This is a genomic window from Miltoncostaea oceani, from assembly GCF_018141545.1.
Classification (GTDB): Bacteria; Actinomycetota; Thermoleophilia; order Miltoncostaeales; family Miltoncostaeaceae; genus Miltoncostaea; species Miltoncostaea oceani.
This window is the reverse complement of sequence record NZ_CP064357.1, coordinates 122,807-145,742: the sequence shown is the minus strand read 5'-3', so window position 1 is coordinate 145,742 and position 22,936 is coordinate 122,807. Positions and strand designations below refer to the sequence as shown.

Below are 22,936 nucleotides of genomic sequence, written 5' to 3'. Positions count from 1 at the left end.
CGAAAGGATGGCCTACCTCGGGTCGTTCCTCACGAGCCCCGGGATCACCGACGAGCTCGGGCACTACTTCCTCGCCGAGGATGTCGTCGAGGATCCCGACGCGCCGACGGCGGACGACGACGAGCGGATCACGCTCGTGAAGACCCACCTGTCCCAAGTGAACTCGGGACCTGCCGACGCTCACGCCTCGCTCTACGACGCCAAGACGGTCCTGCTCGCGCGTCTTGTCATCGGCCCCGCCTTCGCCTGATCCGACGGCAGGGGTGGGCGGCCCCGGGGTCTTAGGAGAGCTTGGTGAGATCCCGCTTTGCCTGGGCCACGGCGCCGGCGATCGCATCAAGGCCCTCGTTCCAGATGGCCGAGTCGGACAGGTCGAAGCCGAGCGCGCTGAGGATCTGCGCCGGGGACCGCGAACCGCCACGGCACAGGAGCTCGTCGCTGATCAGGACCGACATGCGCTCGGGGTCCTGCCTCCAGCGCGCGTGGAGGCTCGCCGCGCACAGGTACGCGAAGCTGTAGGCGTAGGTGTAGAAGCGCGCCACGATGAAGTGGGGGATGTAGCTCCAGCCGAGCTGCGCCCCTTCGGGCATCTCAACGGCCCCACCGAAGTACTCCCGGTTGCCGTCGAGCCAGTACTCGCTCAGACGCGCGGCGCTCAGCTGCTCTCCGGCAGCCCGGGCGGAGTAGGCGCGCTGCTCGAACAGGGCCATCTGGGTCTGTCGGAAGACGATCGCGAAGGTGTCCTCGAGCAGTGAACAACTCAGCGTCACCCGCTGAGCGGGATCCTCGACGCGGGCCAGGGCGACGTCGCGGAAGACGAGCTCGAAGAAGGTGGAGGGGATCTCCGCCACCTCGATCCCGATCCCGTAGTCGAGGGCGGTCCGCTGCTGCGCCGACATCGTCCGGTGGACACCGTGGCCGAGCTCATGGGCGAGGGTGCTGACCTGACGAAGCCCACCGTCGAAGGCCAGCATGATGAAGGGGCGGTGGCTCGCACCGACGGGGGCGCAGAAGGCACCGGGCCGCTTGTCGCGCCGCAGGCCGGCGTCGATGCGCCCGTCATTGAGCAGGCCGCGGACGATCCGGCCGGCGTCAGGGGAGAACCCGTCGAAGCTGCGGTTGACGAACTCGAGTGCTTCTGACCACTCGACGGTCAGGTCGCCGGCGCCGACGGGGGCGTAAAGGTCCGCCAGATGGAGCCGGTTGGAGCCGGTGTGGGCGGCCTTCGCATGGAACCATTCCTGTGCGACCCCGTACCGCGAGCTCACGGAGGTGAGCAGGCTCTGGACGAGCTCATCGGGGAGCTCGTTGGCGAGGTTCGTCGCTGCGATCGGAGTCAAGTAGCCGCGGATCCGGTCTATCGCCAGGCGGTCGCAGACGCGGCTGTCGTAGCACTGGGCGAGGGTCTCGATCTCAGGCTCGAGAGCCTCGGCGAGCCCCTGGATCATCGAGCGGCGCACCCGTGGGGATGGGTGCTTGACCATGCCAAGCGCCTGCCCGAAGCCGATCGACGTGCGACGCGGCGCCCCGGGCAGGAGCACCTTGATCCCGAGCCTGCTGATGATCCCCTGGTGGAGGTTCTGCCAGCAGGCATCCGCGGCCTCATCGCGCTGAGCCAGGGCGCGCTCCTCCGCCTCGCCCAGCAGGTAGGGCCGGAAGCGACGCCCTTTGAGCAGCCAGTGCCTGAGATCGGCAAGCTCCTGGTGGTCGGTCAGCCTCGCGGCGTCCTCATCGCTGAGTGCAGACCACTCGAGGGCGAAGAAGCGCAGGTGATCCTGGACCTCTGACTCGAGCGTCGTGATCCGGGCGAGGAGATCCTTGGCGTCCTGGTCCCCGGTTGCCTGATAGGTGCGAAGGGCCGCGTAGCCCGTCACGTTGGCGAGCCGCTCCTTCAGCTGGGCCAGCTGGCCCACCGCCGCGGCGAAGCGCGCGCCCCCTTCAGCTCCCCCGTGGGCGTAGCCGGCGATACGGCCCCGCTCACGCGCTTGGAACCCGCTGGCGTCACTGTTCAGGAACTCCATCGCGGAGAGGGCCTCGGCGTCGCTCTCGAAGAGACAGCTGAGGTCCCAGCGAGCGGCGGTCACGTCACTTCGCACGTCGGTGTCAGTGGGCATCGCGGGCGATCCTAGGCCCGGTCTGGGGAGCGCCCGCCGGTTTCCCCTCCGCCGCAAAGGACATCTGCCCGAGGCAGCCGTGGAACAGCCGAGGCCGGCGCTCGGAATCGCACTCCGCGCCGGCTTTCCCATCCCCGGGGTCCCGCCGCCGCGCTAGGGAGCGCGCCCTCTAGGAGAACGGCGCTCCGGGCCTGTCAGCCCCTCGTCGAGGAGTAGAGACCCGGAGCTGTTGGAGCGTGCGTCAGCGACGACGCGTGACGAAGACCGACCGGGTGAAGCTGCTGGACCCGCTTCTCACGGTGAGGCGACCTTGGATGCGGGTACCGACCGGAACCGTGAAGGCGGTCGTCCTCTTCACGCCAGCCGCGGCGCTCTGGAGGGACCCGCTGATGGTCTTCTTCCTGAGCTTCCCCTGGACCCGGGCGCTGAGATTGAGGGACCACTTGACACGCGCGCTCGCCCGGCTCCACCCGAACTGCGCGCTCACCTTGCCGGCGCGGTAGGAGAGCTTCAGGGGACTGCCGGAGATCGGCCTCCTCCCCGGAGACGAGATCAGCGGAGGGGGAGCGACGGTGATCGGGGCCGCGACCGGGGCGGCGGGCGGTGGCGGCGGGGCGGCGGTACTCACCTGGTAGGAGAACCAGACCGGGTTCCCTCGGGCGTCCATGTTCGGGACGAAGTCCCTCGGGTCCCCTGCCGACTCATTACCGGTCGAGAACGCCCTCACGCCGATGGTCTGCCCCGGAACCATGCCCAGGTGTCGCAGGTCGGAGACCCTCCAGGTCGCCAGGTCCGTGGTCGGGTCGGAGCTGAAGCTGTCGAGCAAGGCGATGCTCTCGATGTCCCCGGAGATCGACGACCCGTTGTTGTAGACCCAAACGAAGACCTCCGCGCCCGGCACCAGCCGGGGCTCGGGGCCAGTGGTCGCGGGGTTGTTGTCGAGGTCGAGGTAGACGCTCAGGGATCCGAACTCCTGGCCATCCCCGATCGCCTCAGCGAGGGCCTCCTCGAGCTTGAACTGGACCGCGAACTCCCCCGCCTCGTTCGAGTCGATCTTCAACTGCTGGATCTCCGGAGACCCGGGGGCGCCGTCCGAAGCCCCATCAGCGATCGTCGCCGAGCTCGCGCCGAGAGACGGAGACGGGAGAACCGCCGCGCCGAGCCCGAGAGCCAGGAGCAGCAGCGCCCGCCGTCGGTGACCTGTTCGCAAGGAGGCTCCTCATCGCCCGTGGGACCTGCGCGGAAGCATCCCTTGTGAGAGGGGCTCCCGGCTCCTATACGCGCGGACAGTTCTGCCCAGCGGGATCAGCTCGAGCTGGCAGGTGCTTGCCAGGGGCGTCTGCTCGTGGCCCCTCGAGCCCGAGGCGCGCAGCAGGGCGGGCATCTCGGAGCTTCTCTGGTCCCGGGAATCGATGGAGGACCTTGCTCGGGCCGATCCCCCATCTCGCGCTATCTGTCCGTAGTCCGTGTAAGCGACTGGGGACACCGGCCTTCAGAGCTTCGGCCAGCGTGGCTTCCGCTGCCCGCCTTCGCCCGATCGCTGTGCGCCTTCTACGGTTCCTTCCAGCACACGGTCACCAGCGCAGAGTAGCCAGCCCCGGCCACGGCGACGCTGATCGTCACGACGCGATCTCCGCGTCCGGCACTCAAACGCTCAATGGTCGCGTCGATCTTCTTCGCTAATCCGTCGGTGTCGATGGCGTTGCCGCGAAGCTGCGCCGCGTTCACCCACTCGGTCTTGCTACGGATCTCGGTCATGGACGTGGATCCTACAACCGACCGGATGAGCCCACGCTTAGCGGCGTGGCGACCGTTTATCCGCGACTGACTCGGGCCGCCGCTGTCCCGCAGCTTCTCCATCGAGGTCGAGCTCGCGGCCGGCCGCGATCGACGGCCTTCCCGGGCTCCTCGATCCAACTCGACCTTCGGATCGCAACCGCTCTTGCGCCGTCTGCGTCCAGCGTGGACCTCGGTCGATGAGCACCGTCGCCTCTGCGGAGTTTCCTCGAGAAGGTGGTCAGCCCTAGGGGAGCTTGATCATCCGGTTCCGCACCGCCACGAGGAGGTAGCGCGGTTCGTTGCGGGCGAACCGCTGAGCCCGACGCGGCTCCATCGAGACCCGCTCGTAGCGCGCGGAGGCGTTCTCGACCGTCGCGCAGGCGGTGCGCAGGAGCCGGTGGAACTCCTTGAGGACGGGCTTGACGCCGAGGGTGGCGGCGAGCCGGCCGTCGACGAGGCGCTCGATCCGCTCGAGGCGATCGCCGGGCTGGGGCCGATGGCCGGGCTGGGCGTCGAGGAAGAATAGGAGGGCCTGCGCGAGCTGCTGCTGGGGCTTGATCTGGCTGACGGCGCCGTAGTCCAGTCGCCGGATGACGCTGCGGTCCGAGAGGTAGTCGAAGATCGCTTCGTTGAAGACGATCCGCACGTGACGGTTCGAGCTCCTCGCCGGCCCCTTCCAGGTGATCACCCGCTGGACGAGGGTGAACATGTCCGAGAACGGGCCGGGCTCCGCCTCGCCGACGAACTTGTAGCCGGTCAGCGTCAGCAGCTCGAGGGCGCTGGCGATGTCCGCGGAGGTCCTCCCACCCCAGGACCAGCCGAGCCGCTGGGCGAGTGCATGGAAGCTCGTCGTCACCTCAGGCAGGTCGCGTGGGCCCTCGGCCCAGAGCGAGACGAGGCCGTGGAAGACGATCCGCTCACGGCCGCCGGAGAGTCCCCGCTGGGAGGGGATCACCTCGAGGGTCCCGCGCAGATCGTCGACGGCGAACTCCTGCTGGAGCGCGGGGGTCAGCGACCAGAACCCACGCTCGGCGAGGAGCCGGGCGACGATGAAGCTCGGCTGGCTGGTGCTCCGGGACGACGTCGCGGCGGGCGCGGGCGCCGGGCGCGGCCCGGCGGGCGCCGGTTCATCCGCTCGGGCGGCGAGCTCGGCGACGCGGTCACGAAGAGAGCGGGGCACCCGCGCACTCGCCTCGGGAGCCTCGACGACCTCGAAGGGCTGGCCGTCGGCGTCCACGAGCTCGGCGAGCACCGTCTGCTCCGCTGCGGGGCGTGCGCTCATCGCTCCTCCCCGCGGGCCGGAAAGCCGGCGAGCCTCTGGGGGAGTTCCTCGATCGGGGTCTCCAGCAGCTCGAGCAGGGCGAGCTCGACCAGATCGACGCGGTTGCAGCGGACACCGGAGAGCCGCAGGCGCGTCTGGATCACCTGGAGGGCCTCATGCAGCGGCGGTCGCATCCGCACGTTGAAGTTGACGACGGTGCTCTGATCGGCCGCGGCGAGCCGCTCGCGCAGCGTGCCATCCCCCGACTCGGTCAGGACGGCTATCGGGGAGACGCTGGCCTGCTGTGCCACGTGCTGACCTCCTGGAGGAGACGGTGTCCGGTCCCCTATTCGCCGTCGAGGCCGTGCGTCCTTTCGTCCGTGGACGCACGGGTGCGTGGTGTCGTGGTTCCACCCCCGATCAGTCCTTCCCGCGCCGGGAAGAACCTTGAGGACCATGGAGACCCTGGAAACCATGGGCGTCCGCCACATCCCCTTCCGTTGCAGGGAAAACCAGGGGGCGCCGGTGGGCGGAAGGCCACAGACCGGTGGGCGCGACCCCACAGGACGGTGTGCCGAGGGCCATAGCGCGGTGGGTCCGGCCCCCGAGAACGGTGGGCGGTGGGCCCACGCGGCCCGCGAAGGGGATCCGGACGGGGCCTCGTGCGCTCCCCCTGTGGCCCTGGACCCACCGGGAGGCCCCTCGCGGCGCCGTTCTATGGCCCTGCGCCCACTCTGAGGAGACTCCGCTGGATGCGCGAGCCCCTCACCCGCCGGCCGGCCTCCTCGAGCTGTGGGGCTGCGCCCACCCTCCGCCTGATCCCCTCGCCAGAGCGGGGGCCTGGTGCCGCCTGTGGCCTTATGCCCACTTCGCCTGTGGCCTTGTGCCCACCTCGACTGTGGCCCCGCGCCCACCGGGGCTGTGGCCCTGGACCCACCGCCGCTATGGCCCCGCACCCACCGGCGCCTGTGGCCCTGCACCCACTCTGACTGTGGCCCTCCACCCACCGAGGCCTGTGGCCCCGCGCCCACCCGTCTCGTCAGTAGGGCGGCTGCGGAGGAACTGTGTGGCGGGTCAGCTCAGTCCCATCGGGGCCGAGGACGATGATCACTCCCCCGCTCAGACGCATGCGCTGCTCGGCGTGGTCGAGCGCGGCGCCGTGGCTACGAAACGGGACTGCCGCGGCACTCTGACCAGGGCGCGCCACTTCCCAGGAACCAGCGGATTCACGGTGCCGGATGAGGAGGGTCCGCGTCAGGGTGTCGACGCCGGCCACCCCGGCTATGCGACGCGCTCGAGGGTCGGGGACTCGCCCTCGCGAACGCATCGCCAGAGCTCGACGTCTCCTCGCTGTTCGACGAGGGAGACCAGGCACCGGGTGGCGAAGCGGCAGAAGACGATGCGGCCCACCCAACCCCCATCGCGCGGCCGCTCGCGCTGCAGCGTCGCCAGGTAGCGGTCGAGCTGCTCCATCACACCCTGGTCCGCGGCGATCTTCAGCTCGGCGACGACTCCGTCTGAGAGGAGGTCGTAGCGATCGCGGCGGTCGCCGGAGCGGACCTCGGGCACCGGGTCGTCCCCGAGCCCGAGCGCGGCGCGCGCGGCCGGGTCGCGGGCGATCGCGGCCTGCATGCTGGACTCGAGGCCCCAGGGGTTTCCCGGATCAGCGGGGGTCCAGCCGGCGGCGATGTCCCAGTCCTCGTCCATCGCCACCCACCGGAAGGCCGGTGGAGGGGACAGGCGCACGATCGCCGCGCGCGCCTGTGGTGGCAGCCACCGCCGGCCGATGATGGATCGGAAGATCGGCGCGAGGTCAGGGTCCGCCATCAGGGCGCTCCGCGGAACCGACGGCTCAGCTCGATGGATGGAGCACTGGGCGACGAAGCCGAACTGCTCGCTCGGAGCGGCGGGGCTGACGATGTCCACCCAGGCGACGAGGCCAGCGCCCTCGCGGCCGGTCTCGTAGATGACGGCGCGATCCCCCGGCTGCTGATCCTTCATGCATGAGGAGGCGAACAGGTCCTCATGCTCGAGAGTCGCGAGCATGCGGTCGGCCTCCGCCGGCGACCGCAGGAAGACCGCTGAGGGGCCGCCATGCTCCCCGTTGGCGAGTCCTTCCTCTGAAGCCTCCGCCATCCTCGACATCCGATGCTCCTCTGTGGCGATGGCCGGATAGCCTGAGATGTCGACCGGCGGATGTCAGCGCGACATCGGCCATGGGTCGCTCCCAGAAGAGGTTAGGGGGCGCGACGGACAGGACACCCTGGGGCGTCATCCCGGACCCGGCAGGAGACTCCAGAAAGAGCCCATCTCCGCTGACAACGGAAACGCTCGATTGCCGGAACCGGAGCCCTTGCGTCACCGCTCGCTCGGCCGCGGCATCCTTCGCACCGTCTCGAGGAGTCCGCTGCTCAGGAACCCGGTCGCCCAGGACAGGTGCATCGTCGCCAAGGCGACCGGGACGCCGGCGGTGAGCTGGCGGTCGCCGGTCCCCTGACTGGCCGCGAGGCCGGCGCGCCCGAGTGCTGCCGTGTAGGCGCCCGCCAGCGTCCCGAGCGCGACACGGGCGAGCGGTCGGCGGCGAGAGGCGACTCCCAGGGTTGCGGCGAGCATGAGCGCCGCCGGCGGCGCGGCTTGCCTCAGCCGCATGCTCTCGGGCGCGCCGAGCAGCATCCGGAACTTCCAGAAGCCGTAGCGGAAGTACTGGCGCCCCAGTGCCCGGTAGGTCTCGCGGGGTCGGTAGACGCACTGGATGTCCCCGTCGAACCAGACGCACCCACCTGAGGCGCGCAGGCGGACGTTCCACTCGTAGTCCTCGTTGGCGAGGAGCGTCTCGTCGTAGGGGCCGACCGCCTCGAACGTCGACCGGCGGTAGGCGCCGAAGGGGACGGTGTCGACCGGCCCCGCCTCGCCGCCCGTGCGGTAGCGCGCATCCCCGGCGCCGAGCGTGTGGACCGCTGCGAAGGCGATCGCCGCGGAGACCGCTCCTTCCCGGCTCGGCAGGACCTTCCATCGACCGCCGACGTTGTCCCCGAGGCCCGCGGCCAGGGCGGCGACGCACCTCTCGATGTAGTCCGGGAAGGGCTCCGAGTGGCCGTCGAGGCGGACGACGATCTCCCCCGATGACCGAGCCACCGCGACGTTCAGTCCCGCCGGAACCGAACCGGATGGGTTCTCCTCCAGCCGGATCGCGAGCTCAGGGTGCCGGCTGGCGTAGCCCTGGATCATCTCCCGCGTCGCATCGAGCGACCCACCGTCGGCGATCACGACCTCGATCAACCCGACCGGGTAGGTCTGGCGGCGGAGTGCCCGTAGGAGCGGGACGATCGTGTGCTCCTCGTTGAGCACCGGGATGACGACCGACACCGTCAGATCCTCGACGCCACCATCGCCCTCGGCGTCTGCCGGCCTCACGATGAGCGCCCGATCAGGGTCCGCAGGCGCCCGGTGTTCGTGCGCAGGTCGTAGCCCTCCTCGACGATCCGCCGGCCTGACGAGCCGAGGCGGGCCCTGAGGTCGGGGTCGAGCGCGAGGCGGCGCAGGGCCTCGGCGAGGGCCTCGACGTCACCCGGGGGCACGAGCAGACCCGTCTCGTCGTCCCGGACGAGCTCCGCGACTCCGGAGGTGTCGGTGCTGATGACCGCCGCGCCGAAGGCCATGGCCTCCATCAGGGCGACGGGGATCCCCTCCTGCTCACCGTCCTCGGTCACGACACTCGGCAGGCAGACGATGTCGGCTCCGCGGAGCGCCTCGAGCATCCGGTCGTGTGTCAGCTGGCCACGGAAGGAGACCCGGTCCTCCAGGCCGAGGCCTCGCACCATCGCCTCGAGCTCGCCCCGTAGGGCACCGCCGCCGGCGATCTCCACGCGCAGTGCGACACCCTCGCGCTGCAGGCGACTCAGGGCCTCCAGCAGATAGCGGTGCCCCTTCATCGGGACCAGCCGGCCGGGGCAGACGACGATGGGGACGGTGGGGACGCCGGCGTCGGCCCGCGGCTCCCGCGGTGAGAGCCGGCTGGTGTCGACGCCGCAGCGGATGACGTGGACCGCCGCCATGTCCTGGCCCGGGAGAGCGTCGGCGATGTAGTCGCGGTAGTAGTCGGAGATGACGACGACCCGCGACGCGCCAGCGAGCTTCACCCCGAGCATCGGATAGTCCATCGTCAGGTCGTGCGAGTGGGCCGTGACGCTGTACGGGACCCCGGTGAGCGCCTTGACCACCCAGGCCCCGAGAGCGGCATGGGTCGCGAAGTGGGCGTGCACGTGGGAGACGCCGAGCCGCTCGACCGTCCTCGCGTGAGCCGCGGAGACCGGGAGGATGTAGAGACACGACGCCAACGCGCGCGGACGGAGCCCGTAGCCGCGAAGGGCCGCCACCCACATGCGCGCGTATGCCCACGGCCGGCGCCGCAGCCAGTGGAGCTGCGCTCCGAGGACCGTGGCCAACGTCGGCCGGTGAGCCCTCCGCGCGAGACCCACGGCCGCCTCATGCACGACGGGGTCCGGGGAGCCCCGCAGCGGCAGCAGCTCGACCCGCTCCCCCTGGCGCTCCATCTCCAGGATCTCGTTCATCACGAACGTCTCCGAGACGACCGGGAACCGTGCGACGAGGTAGGCGAGGGGGCCCTCCGCGCGGGGCTGCCCGGGGCCCTCAGCTCCCGCGCGCTGTGTCTCCGTCGGACCTGACACGCGACTTCTCACAGCCGGTGGAGGCCACGAGACCAGGCGTTCAGGGCACGGCGCGGCCGCGGCACGTAATCGCAGATGTTCCCTCTCCACGGGCGCTGGCAGTTGGACATGAGATCGCTGCCCTCGGAGGGGCCACGAATCAGCCGGGCCACTGTATGTCGGAGCAGCTCGGCCACGGCACTATCCAAAAGGCTAGGAACCCCGGCGCGCGTCATTGCGGTACCGGGTGAACCGCTCTCGCACGTTTCACTTCTCGCGTTTCGCGGGTGTGAGTTGACCACAAGAAGCCACGCTGGGGCGATGTCGCCCCAGCGTGGCTGCGAGCGTCTTATGCGTCGCGCGGGTCGGATTCCCCGGCGGTGCGCCCGGCCGGCGTCAGGTGGTAGGAGCCGGCATCTCCTCCCTCGCCGGGAACCAGCGAGAGGTAGCCGTGGCCGACGAGGCGATGGAATGCACGCGCGGCCTGCTTGGGTCCGAGCTGAGCCCGGAGGTCCGGGTCCGCTTCGATCCACCAGCCGCTGAGAGGCTCACCTCGTCGATCGAGGGTGAGGAGGACCTCCAACAAGGCACGGTCGACGACGCGGACCCAACTGGTCAACGCTGCTCCTTCTGGGTAATCGACATCGGCGGGCCTCCTCCGATGAGGCCGTGGACAAATGCCAAAAGCCGCCCCGCGAAGGAGGTGGTCCGAGTTGTATCCGCGGGGGCGGACTTCGCTCTCGCCGTGAGGTTACTAAGACCATCGAGGCGAGGCCTGCCGGGTGCCGCTGGCTCCCGTGGGGCGCGCGTGATCAGGCGTGAGGATCTCGCGGCGTCGATCGCGGCGGGTGGGCGCGCGCCCCGACCACAGGACGCGCGCCACCCACCGACCCGGGGTCAGCTGACCACGGGCACCCGCGTGTTGATGGCCGGGTCGTCGGGGGTCCGCTTGGACACCTCGTCGAACGAGTAGAAGCTGCCGGGGGCGGAGCCCTCGGCGCCGAAGCCGAAGCCGGCCGCCTGCAACTGCGCGACGGCCGTCTCGATCCGGGTGAAGCCCTTCTGACCGACGTTCGGCGCGTCCAGCGCCTCCTCACGCTGGCTGAACTTCATGAAGACGCGGTCGTTGCCGAGCTTGCCCAGCGACTGACGGGCGAGCGCCCGGTGCACGGCCTCGGCACCCATGAACTCGGCGGTCGTGGCCGCGAGGGCCCCGCTGCCGCGGTTGCCGAACTCGATCGTCCCGATCAGGTAGGCGTTGATGAAGATCTGGTCGCCGACCTCGAGGGTGCTGAGCAGGCCCTCGCGGCTCGCGAACACCGCGTCCGGCACCCAGATCTTCTTGGTGACCGGCCGGCCGCCGACGCCCTTGCTCGTCAGCACCTGGTAGTGGATGAGCTCCTCACGCGCCGCGGCCTTGATGTTGGCCTGCGTCACGTCGTCGCCACCCAGGCCGCGCTCCCAGCCGATGGTGTTGACGATCGTCGCCAGCACCTCGGCGGTCGCCGCGACGTTCAGGATGGTCTGCGGGTCGTTGCGCACCCGGCCGTGCTTGCCCTTGGTGGCCGCGGCCACACCGGGGATCGCGAGCAGGCCGAGGCCACCGAGGGTCGCCGTGGCACCTGCGACGAACTGGCGGCGCGTCGAGGCGGACTCCCCGGCGTGCTGCTCCTCGATGGACTTCCCGACGAGGTCGAGAGGATCTGACATTCCTTGCCTTCCGTCGTGTTGCGTGGATGCGGCCCGGAAAAGGCGCGAGAGGTCGCGCCCTGGATAGCTCAGCCGCGCAGGCCGAGCGGCGGGGTCGGGCGGCATCACACCGGGGTTCGCAGCAGCCCCCACCGCGGATCACCCGTCAGCGGGATCCGCAGGCCGGTGGCGTTCCGTCAGACCCGGGACTGAGTGGGAAACGCCATTGGACGACCCGTGGCGTTCGGTCCGGGCCTCACCCGTTGATTGCGCGAATGCACACTCGGACCTAATGACCTCGACCGCGTGCCGCTTATGGACGAATCGCAGGAGCGTCCAACCTCGAGCGGTTCGGACCACCTCGCGACGAAGATCAACTCGGAGGAAGATCCTTCGTCCGCACATGCACCGCGGCACGGGAGTCGTGTTCGGTCTCGACGCGTGGTGCGGCGACGCCCGCGCGGACAGCCTCGAGCTGCGCTGAGAATGAGAGGCCGACAAAGAGCGCGAGGGATGTGATGAGGGCCCAGAGCAACAGGCCGATCGTTCCGGCGAGGGGCCCATAGGTCGCGCCGAGTGAGCCGCTCCGACCGAGGAAGGCGCCAAGCGCCGCGGTCACCGTCAACCAGACGGTCACCGACAGACCTGCCCCAACGGCGAGCCACGATGCCTCGGGCTGACGCCGGTTGGGAACGTGACGATACAACACGGCGGTTCCAGCGATGAGCAGGGCGATTCCCACCGGCCAGCGCGCGATCGCCCATACGAGATCGGCGACATGTGTGAACCCTGCGACGCGACGAAGCGCCCCGCCCGCGACGACTACCACGAGTGCCGCAATGACGAGGGCGCCTGACGTCGTCGCAAGGATGGTTGCTCGAAGGTACCGTCTCACCGGCGACCGATCCGTTTCTAGACCGTAGATGCGGTTCGCGCCTCGCTCCACCTGCGCCATCGCGATCGTCCCGGCGACGAGCGCGACGATGCCCCCCAGTGCCAGTGCGACCTCGCCTCTCTCTTCGGCTGCGCTAACAGAGCCCTGTTCAATGGCGGCGCTCAGCAGTTCCCCCATGGGCCCGGGGGCGACTGACCTGAGTGTCTCGGCGACGAACCGACGGACGTCGTCACGTTCCGTCGCCGCGGCCAGGCCGACAACGGCGATCAGGGCGGGGATTATGGTCAGGGTGAGCTGGAAGGCCAAGGCGCGCGCATGGCTGAAGCCGTCGGCCGCACGGAAACGGATGAATCCGTCTCTCGCCAGCGTGAGCAGACCTGTTCGGCGGATTGTCTCGAGAGCTTCATCTCCCTCGAGCTCCTCGGATGTCTCGGGGACCGGCGAGGCCGTGCTCATGTCGTCATCCGCCGACTCGGCGACGGGCCGATAACTCGGTCGGCTCGCCCGCGGTGCACACCAGAGACCCGGAGGAGCACGGGGACGTCGAGCAGAACCGCGAACGCGCGCATGCGCGTGCCGGACCCGGGTGTGGGTCGAACGTCATGGCCGGGATCGTACCTCCGGAGAACCCATACCCGCGTAGATCGTCTTTGCTCCGGCCGGTTACTCAACCATCATGAGGCGGACGTCCCCTTGGGGACCGGCGCCCTGGGCAATCTCCCCTTCGCCGTTGCGACGTCCGGTCCCAGACCCTGCACGCGAACCGGAACCGATGGGCGGACGGCCTCGGCAGTCGACGACAAGTGATTGGCAGCAAACCGCGCGAACTCTGAGCTCCTCGTCCAGGGTCGAGGACTCTTTGCCTACCTAGGCTCTACCCGTCAAGGACATAGCACTCGGGGCAACAAAGGCCAGCGGCCCAGTCGGCCGTCCATTGAAGCGAGGCGAGCCCCCGCGCCCATGATGCGGCTGTCGCCACCCTCTCGCCGGCGGGCGCTCATCGACCGTTGCTAGGGCACCGCTTCACCCCTGATCCCGGCGGCCGGCCGTGTGGCCGGCCACCGGGGGACGTCAGTGGGTCAGGGGACCAGCTTGATGGTCTTGATCGCCGGCGTGGTGGGCCGGGCGTTCGGGTTGGGGCGGGCGCCGCGGGAGTAACCGAGGGCGAAGTTGAGCTTCGTGCGCAGCTTGATCGTCTTCGCGTTCTTCGGGACGGGGATGCAGGTGCGGCGCGAGCCGGCCTTGGTGAAGACGACGAGCTTCTGGCCGAAGACGCGCGTGCTGCGCACGCCGCTGAAGATGGTGGCGAGGATGCGGGCCGGCTCGGTGGCGGACACCTTCACGAGGACGCACCGCGACGTCGCGAGGGAGCCGAGGGAGATGATGCCGGGGGCGACGGCCGAGGTCGGGCCGGCGGACGCGAGCTGCGGGGCCGGGATGACGAGCCGCAGGTTCGCGCCGACGGGGCTGGAGACGGTCAGCGGGTCGCACCGCAGGAACGTCCAGTCGGTCGTCCCGCCGGGGGTCCCGTCGGGCTGGGTGACGGTCGTCTCGAGCCGGAGCAGGTCCGGGGAGATCGTGTGGCTGAACCGTCCCTTGGTGCCGGTGCTGAGGGTGTAGGTGCCGGCGGCGGAGGTGCCCGTCACCGTCACCCGCGCCGACTGGTTGTTCGACGTGAGGCCGAGCACGACGCGGCCGGTCTGGGTGTAGGTGACGGTCGAGCCGTCGGTCCTCTGCCAGACCCCGGCGAAGTCGCCGCCGACGCACGCCGCGCGCACACCGGGCGCGGGGGCGGTCGGTGCCGTCGTCGTCTGCCCGGCGGCGGAGCCGGCGGCGACGAGCGCGGCGGCCACCACGGCGCCGGTCGTCGCGGTCATCAGGATTCTGCGCACGCGTGTCTCCTCATGGGCTGCCCGGGGTGCGTCGCCGCCTGCCGGTGCCGTCCCGCGGCCCCAAGGTCGATCGCGCTCGGGTCGGTGTCGTGTGGTCTGTCGGTGGCCCCACCCCTAGATGCCGCGCGGAAGCATCCCCGCCGGAGCCCCCCCGGCGCAATCGCCAAGCGTCTAGTTCGCGCCGGAGTCCGAACCGGAGTTGACCCCTCAAGAACCTCGCGTCCGGGCCGGCAGCGATAGGTGCCAGCGTCCCTCGCTGCAACTGGCGCCCCCCCTAACCGAGCGCAATCCCGGTGAAAGGCAAGCGAGGAGGTCGGCTGCCGCCCGGCGCCTGTGCCGCACTGTCCCCCGGCAACGAAATCCGGACCGCCAGCCTGAGCCCGCGGCTTCTGAGGTGCTCGATGAGACAGCCCTACTGCACCGGCTGCCGCCAGCCGGCCGCCGCGACCTCCTCCCATCGGTGCACCGCGTTCCGACCGGCGGCCTTCGCCGCGTAGAGGGCTTCGTCGGCGCGTCTCAGGAGCTCGTCGAGCTCGGACGCGTCAGTTGGGTAGGTGGAGATCCCGAGCGACGCGCTGACCCCCGTCCCTGGAGCGGACGTCCCCGCGGCTTGGCAGATCACCGACCGGAGTCGTTCGGCGAGCGTCGCGGCTCCCTCTCCCGGTGTACCGGGACACACCACGAGGAACTCGTCACCGCCGAGCCGCACCAGGACATCGCTCGCGCGGAGCGCCGCGGTGACGACACGCGCGACCTCCATCAGGAGCCGATCACCCGCGTCGTGGCCGAGGACGTCGTTCACGTGCTTGAAGCGATCCAAGTCGAAAGCGACCACGCTCAACGGTTCCCCCGACCGTTGGGCATGAGCAAGGACACGCGGCGCGTACTCCGCGAGGTGCCGACGGTTGTAGGCACCGGTCAGGGGATCTGCGATCAGGAGGCGGTCGCGTTCACCGATCAGGCCTTGGCGCACCGCCACCGCCGAGATCGCCCGGATGGCCACCAGGAACGCTGCCATCGCGGCTGCCAAGCGCATCTCGAAGTCCGGACGGGCAACACTCATCAGCACCACGGCCGAGCCGAGAATGTAGGGCAGTCGCTCACTCCAGGCGGGCGGGGCATCGTGGAGACCCTCTGCCCACGCCCGGCCAGTCGTTTCGCGACGTCGCAGCGCAGCGGCACCGAGGACGATGGCGGCAGCAGCGAAACCGGCGCGGGCGGCCTCTGGGGTCCAGGGGGCGCCGCTGAGGACGACCATGCCGGCGGCGGCCTGGATGAGGAGGCCTACGACGATCGCCCGGAGCCACCCCGGGGCCGAACGCATACCGTGGCGGGCGATGACCCACGTGAGCGCGACGGCGCAGAGGAGGTCGAGGAACGGGGGCAAACCGACGATCAGGTACAGCAGGTCGCGGTCCATGGGCCGGTCAGCCGAGGTCAGCAGCGCCCAGGCGGCGGCAGCGAGGCAGAGGACAGCGATCGCGCCGTCAAGGACCCCCTGCCAGCCCCGCTCGGGGCGTAGGCGGCGGTAGATGATCAGGACCGCGATCCCGGTCGGCGCGCTCAACACGAGGAACGCAACCGCGATCCCCGTCGAATGGGTTCCCTCGGCAAGCGAAGAGATCCCGGCCTCCGGGGCCCACTGGAGAAGGGCCCGGCCGGCCTGGGCGGCGGCGAAGAGGGCCCAGACCAGGCGAGCCAGGCCACGGGTATGCCAAGACGCGGCGACCGCTGCGAGGGCAGCGCCGGCATGCAACGCGACCCACAGGGACGTCAAGGCTCCGCCCACGAGTGCCCCGCCGACCCCGCTGACGCCGAAGACCAGGATCGAGAGAAGCATCGGCCTGCTCACCTACGGAATATCGACCGGTCGCCCACCCGATTGAGCGAGGCGTCCCCCGTGACCGAGGTCCAGGTTACGTGCGGTCGGTTGCGCCCGGTCGCCTCCCGCCGCGTCGGCGCCGTCCGGGGCAGCCGCTACCCCTGGCGTCCTCGCAACCCGCCTCATCCACCCGAGGCTACCGCCGAACGCGTGGAGCCCCGTCCTCTCGGAGCCGCCACCCCTCACCGGCACCGAAGCAGGCCCACAGAGGGACAGCACGGCGCCAGGAGGCGACCACGGGGCAACGTCTCGCCTCAGTCCGAGAGGCCCTCAGCGCACCGGTCGATGGCGGCGATTGCTAGCCGGAGGTCGTCCCGCGCGAACTCCGTGACCCGCGCGGTGTCGACGATGCGACCCTCGCGGGCATAGACACCGGCCAAGTCCAGGAAGTCGAGTGCAGAGACGTACGCGGTACCGGCACGATCGAGACACCCATCGGCGGCACGGTCGACGCGCTCCTGGAGCCCTCGTCGCTCGCGATCGGCGATTTCCGCGAGGGGCAGGATCGACGCGGACAGGCACGCATCGCTCGCGCACCGCTCCACACGACGCAGACGCGGTTCGACTGTCTCGATGCCCTCAGAGATCGCGCGACGCAGGTCGCGATCGGCTTGCTCCAAGTCGGCGATGATCTGTCGCTCGCGCGACAGCGTGCGTCCATCGGGCGGGACCGAGACGATGGGAGGGACGACATCCGGCTCCTCGCCCCCGCAAGCGGTGAGCGCACTAAGGAGCAGAACGGTCAACAGCACGTTCGCGGTCCAAACCCTTTTGATCCCCACTCCCCCTTCCAGGTCACCGGTCTCTGATGGACCCGCGGGACGAGAGCTCCCGCCTCGAGGTATAGCCGAATGTCTCCTTGATCGGCTTGGCGTTAGTTCGGCACGCGCTCGGGGATCGCGCGCCGGCACATATGACGGCGTCAGCTCCAGCACCCAAGTTCCCCGGGGACCCTCTTTGTTACGCGGAGTCCACGCGGTGCCGATGGGCCGCCTATGGACCTTCTCGAGCTGCAGCCACCGGCGGCACACGCCGAAGTCAAGGAAAGCGCCGGGGTCGCAGGTCAGCAGGCAGGCGACCGCATCGTTTTGGAGACCGTCGCGGCCATCCTCGGCGGACGCCTGGACATGGACTCGACCCTTGCGGGGATCGCCTCCGCGGCCCAGCGGACGCTGGGAAGCGACCGGGCGAGCTGTTTCGTGCATGACGGTGAGGACGTCAGCATCGTCGCCGTCCACACCACCGCCACGGACCCCCGTGAGCGAAGCTTCCTCGAGCGGTCGGTTGGCCGGCCGCTGGTGAAGCTGCCGATCTGCCGCCTGCTGGTCGAGCAGAGCGATCCACTCCTTGTCGTTGAGGACATCCAAGCCGAGGGTCGGATCCCCGCCGGACTCGCTTCGAACCTCGGTTCGGGGGCGTTCGTCGGGTTGCGCCTCGAACACCCGACAATCCTCGGCGAGGCTGGAACGCCGGCCCTCCTCGGAACGCTCTTCATGAGCTTCCGCAGCCCGCAGCGAATCCCTGAGCGGGCGATCAGTGTCGTCCGCTCGCTCGGGGGCCTGGCGGCGCTCGCCATCGCCAACGCCCGGCTCCATGCAAGCGTTCTCATCAGCCTCGCCGAAGCACAGCAGCGCGCCGCCGGTGATCCCCTGACCGGTCTCGCGAACCACCGCACCTTCCACGAGGCCCTGCAGCGTGAAGCCGCGCACGCGTCCGAGACCTCCGAGCCGCTCAGCGTCGTGCTCATCGATCTCGACCACTTCAAGCAGGTCAACGACACCTACGGCCACCAGCGCGGCGACCGGGTGCTCCAGGAAGTCGCTGCACGCCTGCGGTCGGTGGTGCGCGCCGGGGAGGTCGTCGCACGGGTCGGTGGTGAGGAGTTCGGCTGGATCCTCCCCGGTACCGACGCGCAGACGGCAGTCGGCGCGGCCGAGCGGGCGCGTGCCGCGATCTCCGAAGAGATCGAGGACGTCGGGGTGGTGAACGCGTCGGCAGGAGTGTGTGATCTCGGAAGCGCCACGGACGTGGACCATCTCCTCGAGCTCGCTGACGGAGCCCTCTACTGGGCCAAGGCCCACGGACGCGACACAGCTGTCATGTACTGCGCCGAGGTGGTCACCGAGCTGTCCGCGGCCGAGCGGGCGGAGCGCCTCGAGGTCGTCCGCGCGATGGCGGGCCTCCGTGCGCTGGCGCGAGCGGTGGATGCGAAGGACCCCTCGACCCGCCGCCATTCCGAGCGTGTCGCGGACCTCGCCGGACAACTCGCCGGGGAGCTCGGCTGGCCGCGGCCGGCAACGGCCCGGCTTCGCGAGGCGGGGCTCCTCCATGACGTCGGCAAGATCGGGGTTCCCGATGCCGTGCTCTTCAAGCCGGGCCCCCTCACCCCGTCCGAGTACGAGCAGGTCAAGCAGCACTCGCCGCTCGGAGCGAACATCGCCGCTGAGGTCCTGGACGGCGAGCAGGTCGCGTGGATCCGCCATCACCACGAGCGGTGGAACGGAGGCGGGTACCCCGACGGACTCTGCGGCCCCCAGGCCCCCGAGGGCGCCCAGATCCTCGCGTTGGCCGACGCCTGGGACGTCATGACGAGCGCGCGCAGCTACAAGCGGCCCCTAGCGACCCAGCAGGCCCTCGCCGAGTGCCGGCGGGAGTCCGGGCGCCAGTTCGCCCCCGCTGCCGTGGAGGCGCTCGAGAGGCTGGCAGGGGCGGGCGCGCTAACGGTGGACGCCGATGCCCCCGACGCCGAGGTCATCACCCACCTGGCGGCCCTCGAGCTCGCGACGACGACCGAGTTCGCGTCAGCCTGTCAGCAGGCCATCTGCGAGCTCCGCGCGGCGACGGGGTGGGAGGAAGCGTTCATCACGCGGATCCAGGGGGACCAGATCGAGATCATCGGCTCCAGCGGGTCAGGGCTCATCTCACCCGGTGGACGCTTCCCCCTGACCGAGTCGTTCTGCCACCGGATGATCGAAGGTCTCGCCCCCGCCTCACACAGCCGCCTGTCCGACGCGGACTCGGGATACAGCGACCTGCGGGCGCGCGACGATCTGGGGCTCGAGAGCTACAGCGGCCACCCGATCCTGCTGCCAGACGGATCCGTCTTCGGGACTCTCTGCGTGATCGACCGACAGCCGCGAGTCGCCGAAGCAGCCGGACGTGAGCTGGGCGACGCCCTCGCACGCCTCCTCGCGTGGGAGGTAGGCAGAGAGAGCGCCCTCACCGCGGTCGGCCGCGCCCGAGCGAGCCTCTGACGCAGTTCAGAGTCGCCGGGAGGGCCTCGAGTGGGCCTCGCGCCGGCGCCGAAGCCTGCACTCAGTCCCAGGCGGTCATGAACTCCACCGGCGCGACCGGCTGGGACCCGCTGAACCGCCGGCGACTCGACTCGTGAGCGTCCACGGCACGAAGGGCATCCTCGATGCGCTGGCGTTGGGCGTCGGCGCGGACCCGCGGGGCCGTCGCATCTTCCTCACCTGAAACCGGCTCTAGCTCCCTCACGCCGGCGACAGTACGGCGTCAACGTCGAGACATCACCACCCGTAGGCATAGGCCGCACCTGGGAGGCCGGTCGTCGGAGCGTCCAGCCGACCAGCCGCCAGCCCGGTTCCCCCACGACGTCGACGGCCACGAACCGTCACCTTGACGGCGGCCATGTCGATGCTCTCAGCGCGCCCTCCTCTTCCAGAGGCCCTCCATGCTGGAAGGGGAGGGCGGAGCCCCGGTCGCTAGGTCGCGGCCACCGGTTCGGCGACTCGAAGCCGGTAGATCTCCCCGGGCACCAGGTGCCGCGACTCCGTCTCCCCCGCTGCGAGCGCCCGCCCGTCGACGTCCACGACGTAGCGGCGAGGTGTGCAGCGCGACTCGACGAGGAACCTGTGAGTCAGCTGCCATCCCCCGAAGTCGGTTGACCACAACGCCACCTCTTCATGGGGATCCTCCGCGCCGGCGAGGTAGCCGACCACCGTCAGGGAGGCCATCGGCGCGAACATATACGTCAACGCGCTGAGCAGTGGCATGAACGCGAAGAATCGATTGCGGACGTGATGCCAGCGGATCCCAGCGCATCAGGGACATGGTGTAACTTCCCCGGCGGGGCGAGTCGCCCTCGACCTGTCTCACCGAACCCCGAGACGGCCAGCTGGACATCAACACTCCGTCTCGACCCCGGGGAGTGGCCTCGACGCAGAGGCCGGGGGTCTGACCAGCCGCGCAGCAGGTGTGTCACCCGGATCCACACGCAACGCGAGGACGTACGATCTCGGCGCCAGTGCGGCTGGCATCGTGTCGCCGCCTCCGCTCGGAGGGAGCGTAGGAGATGTCAACCCCGCTGGATCGCACCGCGCTCGCGGTCCTGAACGTGCGACTCGGCCGTGTCGGCGGCCAGGTCCGATCACCAGTCCCTGATGGCAACAGCTGGCTCGTCCATATCGAGCTACCAGGAGAGCCGATCGAAACCGTCCGGGGAGACACCCCGGAGCAGGCACTCGCGAGTGCCAGCGTCTGGGTCGAGGCCGCCCTCCGCGATCGCGGAGCCGAATAGCGGTCAGGCCTCGGCGGCGCGGGCGGCCCTACTCGAGATCCAGAGTGGATTCCGAGAGGACGCCCGTCGGCATCCGGCCGGTGATCTGCTTGATGGTCGACATGACGACTCCCCGGCGCTGCCAGTCCGCGATCAGTGCCTTCGAGCCCGCCACGTCGAGGCCGGCGCAGGCCGCCGGTACGAGCGCGATCTGAGCAGGCGTGAGAAGGCCGAGCAGACCCTCGATCGCCGCGGCGACGCAGACGTCGGTGGCGACGCCGAAGACGACCACCCGCTCGGGAGCGAGCTCCGTGATCAGGGCTGCCGTGTGCGGGTTGGTGAAGCAGTCGAAGTGCCGCTTCAGGATGAGGATCTCCCTGCGCTCCCGGGAGAGGGCCGCCAGACGGGAGGCTTCGAGGGGCTCATCACCGAGGACCAGGGGCGACCGCTGGCGCGTCCAGCCGACCTTCTCCGCACCCGGGCTCGTGCGCATGCAGTGAGGCGGGAACGTCGATGCGAAGTCCGGCTCGTCCGAGATCTCGGGATCGGTGATCAGGTGGTCATCCGCCGTGGCGATGTGGGGGATCCCGTGCTCGGAGGCCCACCAGACCAGGGCCGCCTGCGAGTGGCGGATCTCGTAGCCATCGGCGTCGGGGACGAACAGCGCCCCCTCCGGAGCACAGAAGTCCACCTGGGTGTCGATGTCCAGAAGAACCGTGGAGGTCGTGTCGCTCATGGCCGTCCCTTTGTGGTCTCACCGCTTCAGTGGTTCCACGATACGACGTCGCAGAGGGCGCGCCTCAGCCGCCGCGTGGCCAGGGCCCAGTGCCGAGGCCCCTGGCCCACGCGGCGGAAGTCCGTCCCCTAGCTCACCGACTGGGTCGCACCGATCTGCATCTCGCCACGACGCCCGACGAAGGTCACGATGCTGGCGCCCGGTCCCACCCCGCGGAACTCGCCGAACCTCCAGCACCAGCCGCGGTGGCAGAACGTGTCCGGGAAGTCGGAGTTGACGCGATAGACCACCGCTGCGCGTGCGATGCCGCCGGCCGCCCGACAAGAGACCTTTCCGATCACCCTCTTGACCGAGATCCGCGAGGTGCCGTAGAAGCCCCCGGTGCGGCATCGCTTGGTCGTGGCGTCCTCGGACTTCAGCCCATCCAGGGCGATCGCCTCTGGAGCTGAGGGGGTGCTGTCCGCTGCGGCCCAGCCGACGCCGGTCATGGCGAAGAGAGCCAGGGCGAGCATCGCGCCGAGCGTCAGGGACGAGCGCAACAGGCCGGCCATGTTTCATCACCTCATCAGGTTCAGCTGCAGAGGCTGCCTACCCTACTTTGCGACAGTCACGGCCGTGTGAAAGGTCCGCCGCTCACGACTCACTCAGCGGCCCCCTACCTGCGCAGTAGCGTCAGCCGCACTCGCGCCCTCGGATTGATGCCGCTCGGATCCTCGCTTGACAGGCTCAGAGCGGACGGACTCATAATGTCGGCGCTTCGGCTCTATCCGTTGCGGCCCCACAGCTCGGGACAACACTCAGACCCCCATTTCGCCGCTGTCGGGGCGGGGAGGCGTGATCAGATGAAGTCGCACCGCCTGATGCTCGCGGCATTCGCATGCTGCGCCCTTGCAGGGAGCGTCGTCGTCGCTCCGTCTGAAGCTCAGGCCGCGAGGTCGTGTGCGTCCTTCGTGGTCGCCGGCCCTGACTGGCGCTACACGGTCAAGGCAACCGTCGAAGTCGGGAATGCGACCTGCCAGACGGCGCGGGGCCTGTTCACCGATCTGTATCTGGGGCGCGGGACGACCTCAGGCGAAGGCCCGAGTCGGGTCACCCTCGTGCGTGGTTGGCGCTGCGGCACAGGCGCCGGCGGGGCGGCGTGTTTCCGAGGTACATCCATAGATGCCGCGACGCAGCGGATCACCGCTGAGGTGAACAACGCTCCCCCTCGCGCGCGGCAGCCGGTCCAGCGGCGCTGCGCGAACGTGATCGTCCGGAACCCCGACGGATCGGTGTACGCGCGCTCGAGGAACGGGGTGTTCGCCGTCCGCACGACCTGCCCGGTCGCGCGTCGCGTGGCCTTTGCGGTGCTCAACGCCGATGACGGCGACAATCCGCTGCCGCGGCCGGAGGGCTTCCGGTGCCGTCTGGTGGGGCAGAGCTCCCAGCTGGGCGTTCTCTGCAGCAAGGGCCGGCAGTCGGTTCGCTGGACGTTCGGAAGGGCCTGACCCGACGGGCGGCCC

20 protein-coding genes are annotated in these 22,936 nt (G+C 70.0%); 3 read left to right on the top strand and 17 right to left on the bottom strand.

The features are described from left to right. Nucleotides 1-7 precede the first annotated feature (7 nt). Entirely contained in the window at nucleotides 8-250 is a 243-nt protein-coding gene (locus IU369_RS23435) for an NUDIX hydrolase (RefSeq protein WP_246551648.1), read from the top strand. A 31-nt stretch (nucleotides 251-281) separates the two neighbouring features. Here IU369_RS23435 and IU369_RS19430 read toward each other — a convergent pair whose 3' ends face one another. From IU369_RS19430 to IU369_RS19365, 14 genes are all read right to left on the bottom strand, one after another. Continuing rightward, nucleotides 282-2,114, bottom strand: coding sequence for a M3 family metallopeptidase (locus IU369_RS19430; protein WP_217924888.1), 1,833 nt, complete (start codon nucleotides 2,112-2,114; stop codon nucleotides 282-284). Between the two features lie 241 nt (nucleotides 2,115-2,355). Next, nucleotides 2,356-3,174: a hypothetical protein gene (locus IU369_RS19425; RefSeq protein WP_217924887.1), complete on the bottom strand. Its 819-nt coding sequence runs from the start codon at nucleotides 3,172-3,174 to the stop codon at nucleotides 2,356-2,358. Nucleotides 3,175-3,665: 491 nt separating this feature from the next. Next, nucleotides 3,666-3,872 carry a hypothetical protein gene (locus IU369_RS19420; protein ID WP_217924886.1) on the bottom strand — a complete coding sequence of 69 codons (207 nt, stop codon included), beginning with the start codon at nucleotides 3,870-3,872 and terminating at the stop codon, nucleotides 3,666-3,668. A 265-nt stretch (nucleotides 3,873-4,137) separates the two neighbouring features. Then, nucleotides 4,138-5,175: a hypothetical protein gene (locus IU369_RS19415; RefSeq protein ID WP_217924885.1), complete on the bottom strand. Its 1,038-nt coding sequence runs from the start codon at nucleotides 5,173-5,175 to the stop codon at nucleotides 4,138-4,140. After that, nucleotides 5,172-5,465 (bottom strand): hypothetical protein, encoded by a 294-nt coding sequence (locus tag IU369_RS19410; protein WP_217924884.1) that lies wholly within the window; start codon nucleotides 5,463-5,465, stop codon nucleotides 5,172-5,174. Before IU369_RS19410 ends, IU369_RS19415 begins: the two co-directional genes overlap by 4 nt. 970 nt (nucleotides 5,466-6,435) lie before the next feature. After that, nucleotides 6,436-7,290 carry a hypothetical protein gene (locus IU369_RS19405; RefSeq protein ID WP_217924883.1) on the bottom strand — a complete coding sequence of 285 codons (855 nt, stop codon included), beginning with the start codon at nucleotides 7,288-7,290 and terminating at the stop codon, nucleotides 6,436-6,438. Nucleotides 7,291-7,512: 222 nt separating this feature from the next. Then, nucleotides 7,513-8,520: a glycosyltransferase family 2 protein gene (locus tag IU369_RS19400; RefSeq protein ID WP_246551646.1), complete on the bottom strand. Its 1,008-nt coding sequence runs from the start codon at nucleotides 8,518-8,520 to the stop codon at nucleotides 7,513-7,515. Nucleotides 8,521-8,564: 44 nt separating this feature from the next. Next, complete coding sequence (locus tag IU369_RS19395) at nucleotides 8,565-9,842, bottom strand: glycosyltransferase family 4 protein (RefSeq protein ID WP_217924882.1); 1,278 nt, start codon at nucleotides 9,840-9,842, stop codon at nucleotides 8,565-8,567. Nucleotides 9,843-10,170: 328 nt separating this feature from the next. After that, on the bottom strand, nucleotides 10,171-10,440 hold the full coding sequence (locus IU369_RS19390) for a hypothetical protein (RefSeq protein ID WP_217924881.1): 270 nt from the start codon (nucleotides 10,438-10,440) through the stop codon (nucleotides 10,171-10,173). Between the two features lie 278 nt (nucleotides 10,441-10,718). After that, on the bottom strand, nucleotides 10,719-11,531 hold the full coding sequence (locus tag IU369_RS19385) for a ferritin-like domain-containing protein (protein WP_217924880.1): 813 nt from the start codon (nucleotides 11,529-11,531) through the stop codon (nucleotides 10,719-10,721). A gap of 352 nt (nucleotides 11,532-11,883) precedes the next feature. Then, nucleotides 11,884-12,861, bottom strand: coding sequence for a YihY/virulence factor BrkB family protein (locus tag IU369_RS19380; RefSeq protein ID WP_217924879.1), 978 nt, complete (start codon nucleotides 12,859-12,861; stop codon nucleotides 11,884-11,886). Between the two features lie 623 nt (nucleotides 12,862-13,484). Continuing rightward, nucleotides 13,485-14,297, bottom strand: coding sequence for a hypothetical protein (locus tag IU369_RS19375; protein WP_217924878.1), 813 nt, complete (start codon nucleotides 14,295-14,297; stop codon nucleotides 13,485-13,487). Nucleotides 14,298-14,709: 412 nt separating this feature from the next. Further along, nucleotides 14,710-16,149, bottom strand: a complete 1,440-nt coding sequence (locus IU369_RS19370; RefSeq protein ID WP_217924877.1) for a GGDEF domain-containing protein — start codon at nucleotides 16,147-16,149, stop codon at nucleotides 14,710-14,712. Nucleotides 16,150-16,433: 284 nt separating this feature from the next. Then, a complete protein-coding gene (locus tag IU369_RS19365; RefSeq protein WP_217924876.1) occupies nucleotides 16,434-16,931 on the bottom strand; it encodes a hypothetical protein in 498 nt (165 codons plus the stop codon). Nucleotides 16,932-17,306: 375 nt separating this feature from the next. Between IU369_RS19365 and IU369_RS19360 the strand changes: the two genes are divergently transcribed. Beyond that, nucleotides 17,307-19,433, top strand: coding sequence for a diguanylate cyclase (locus tag IU369_RS19360; RefSeq protein ID WP_217924875.1), 2,127 nt, complete (start codon nucleotides 17,307-17,309; stop codon nucleotides 19,431-19,433). A gap of 471 nt (nucleotides 19,434-19,904) precedes the next feature. Here IU369_RS19360 and IU369_RS19355 read toward each other — a convergent pair whose 3' ends face one another. The 3 genes from IU369_RS19355 to IU369_RS19345 all read right to left on the bottom strand — a co-directional run bounded on the left by IU369_RS19355 (nucleotide 19,905) and on the right by IU369_RS19345 (nucleotide 21,985). Continuing rightward, the gene (locus IU369_RS19355; protein ID WP_217924874.1) at nucleotides 19,905-20,156 is read right to left on the bottom strand and encodes a hypothetical protein; all 252 of its coding nucleotides are present in this window, start codon (nucleotides 20,154-20,156) and stop codon (nucleotides 19,905-19,907) included. A gap of 591 nt (nucleotides 20,157-20,747) precedes the next feature. Continuing rightward, entirely contained in the window at nucleotides 20,748-21,434 is a 687-nt protein-coding gene (locus IU369_RS19350) for a cysteine hydrolase family protein (RefSeq protein WP_217924873.1), read from the bottom strand. Between the two features lie 128 nt (nucleotides 21,435-21,562). Continuing rightward, nucleotides 21,563-21,985 carry a hypothetical protein gene (locus tag IU369_RS19345; protein ID WP_217924872.1) on the bottom strand — a complete coding sequence of 141 codons (423 nt, stop codon included), beginning with the start codon at nucleotides 21,983-21,985 and terminating at the stop codon, nucleotides 21,563-21,565. Between the two features lie 291 nt (nucleotides 21,986-22,276). On the opposite strand from IU369_RS19345, the gene IU369_RS19340 reads away from it, so the two are divergent. Continuing rightward, a complete protein-coding gene (locus IU369_RS19340; protein ID WP_217924871.1) occupies nucleotides 22,277-22,921 on the top strand; it encodes a hypothetical protein in 645 nt (214 codons plus the stop codon). The last annotated feature ends 15 nt before the right edge of the window (nucleotides 22,922-22,936 follow it).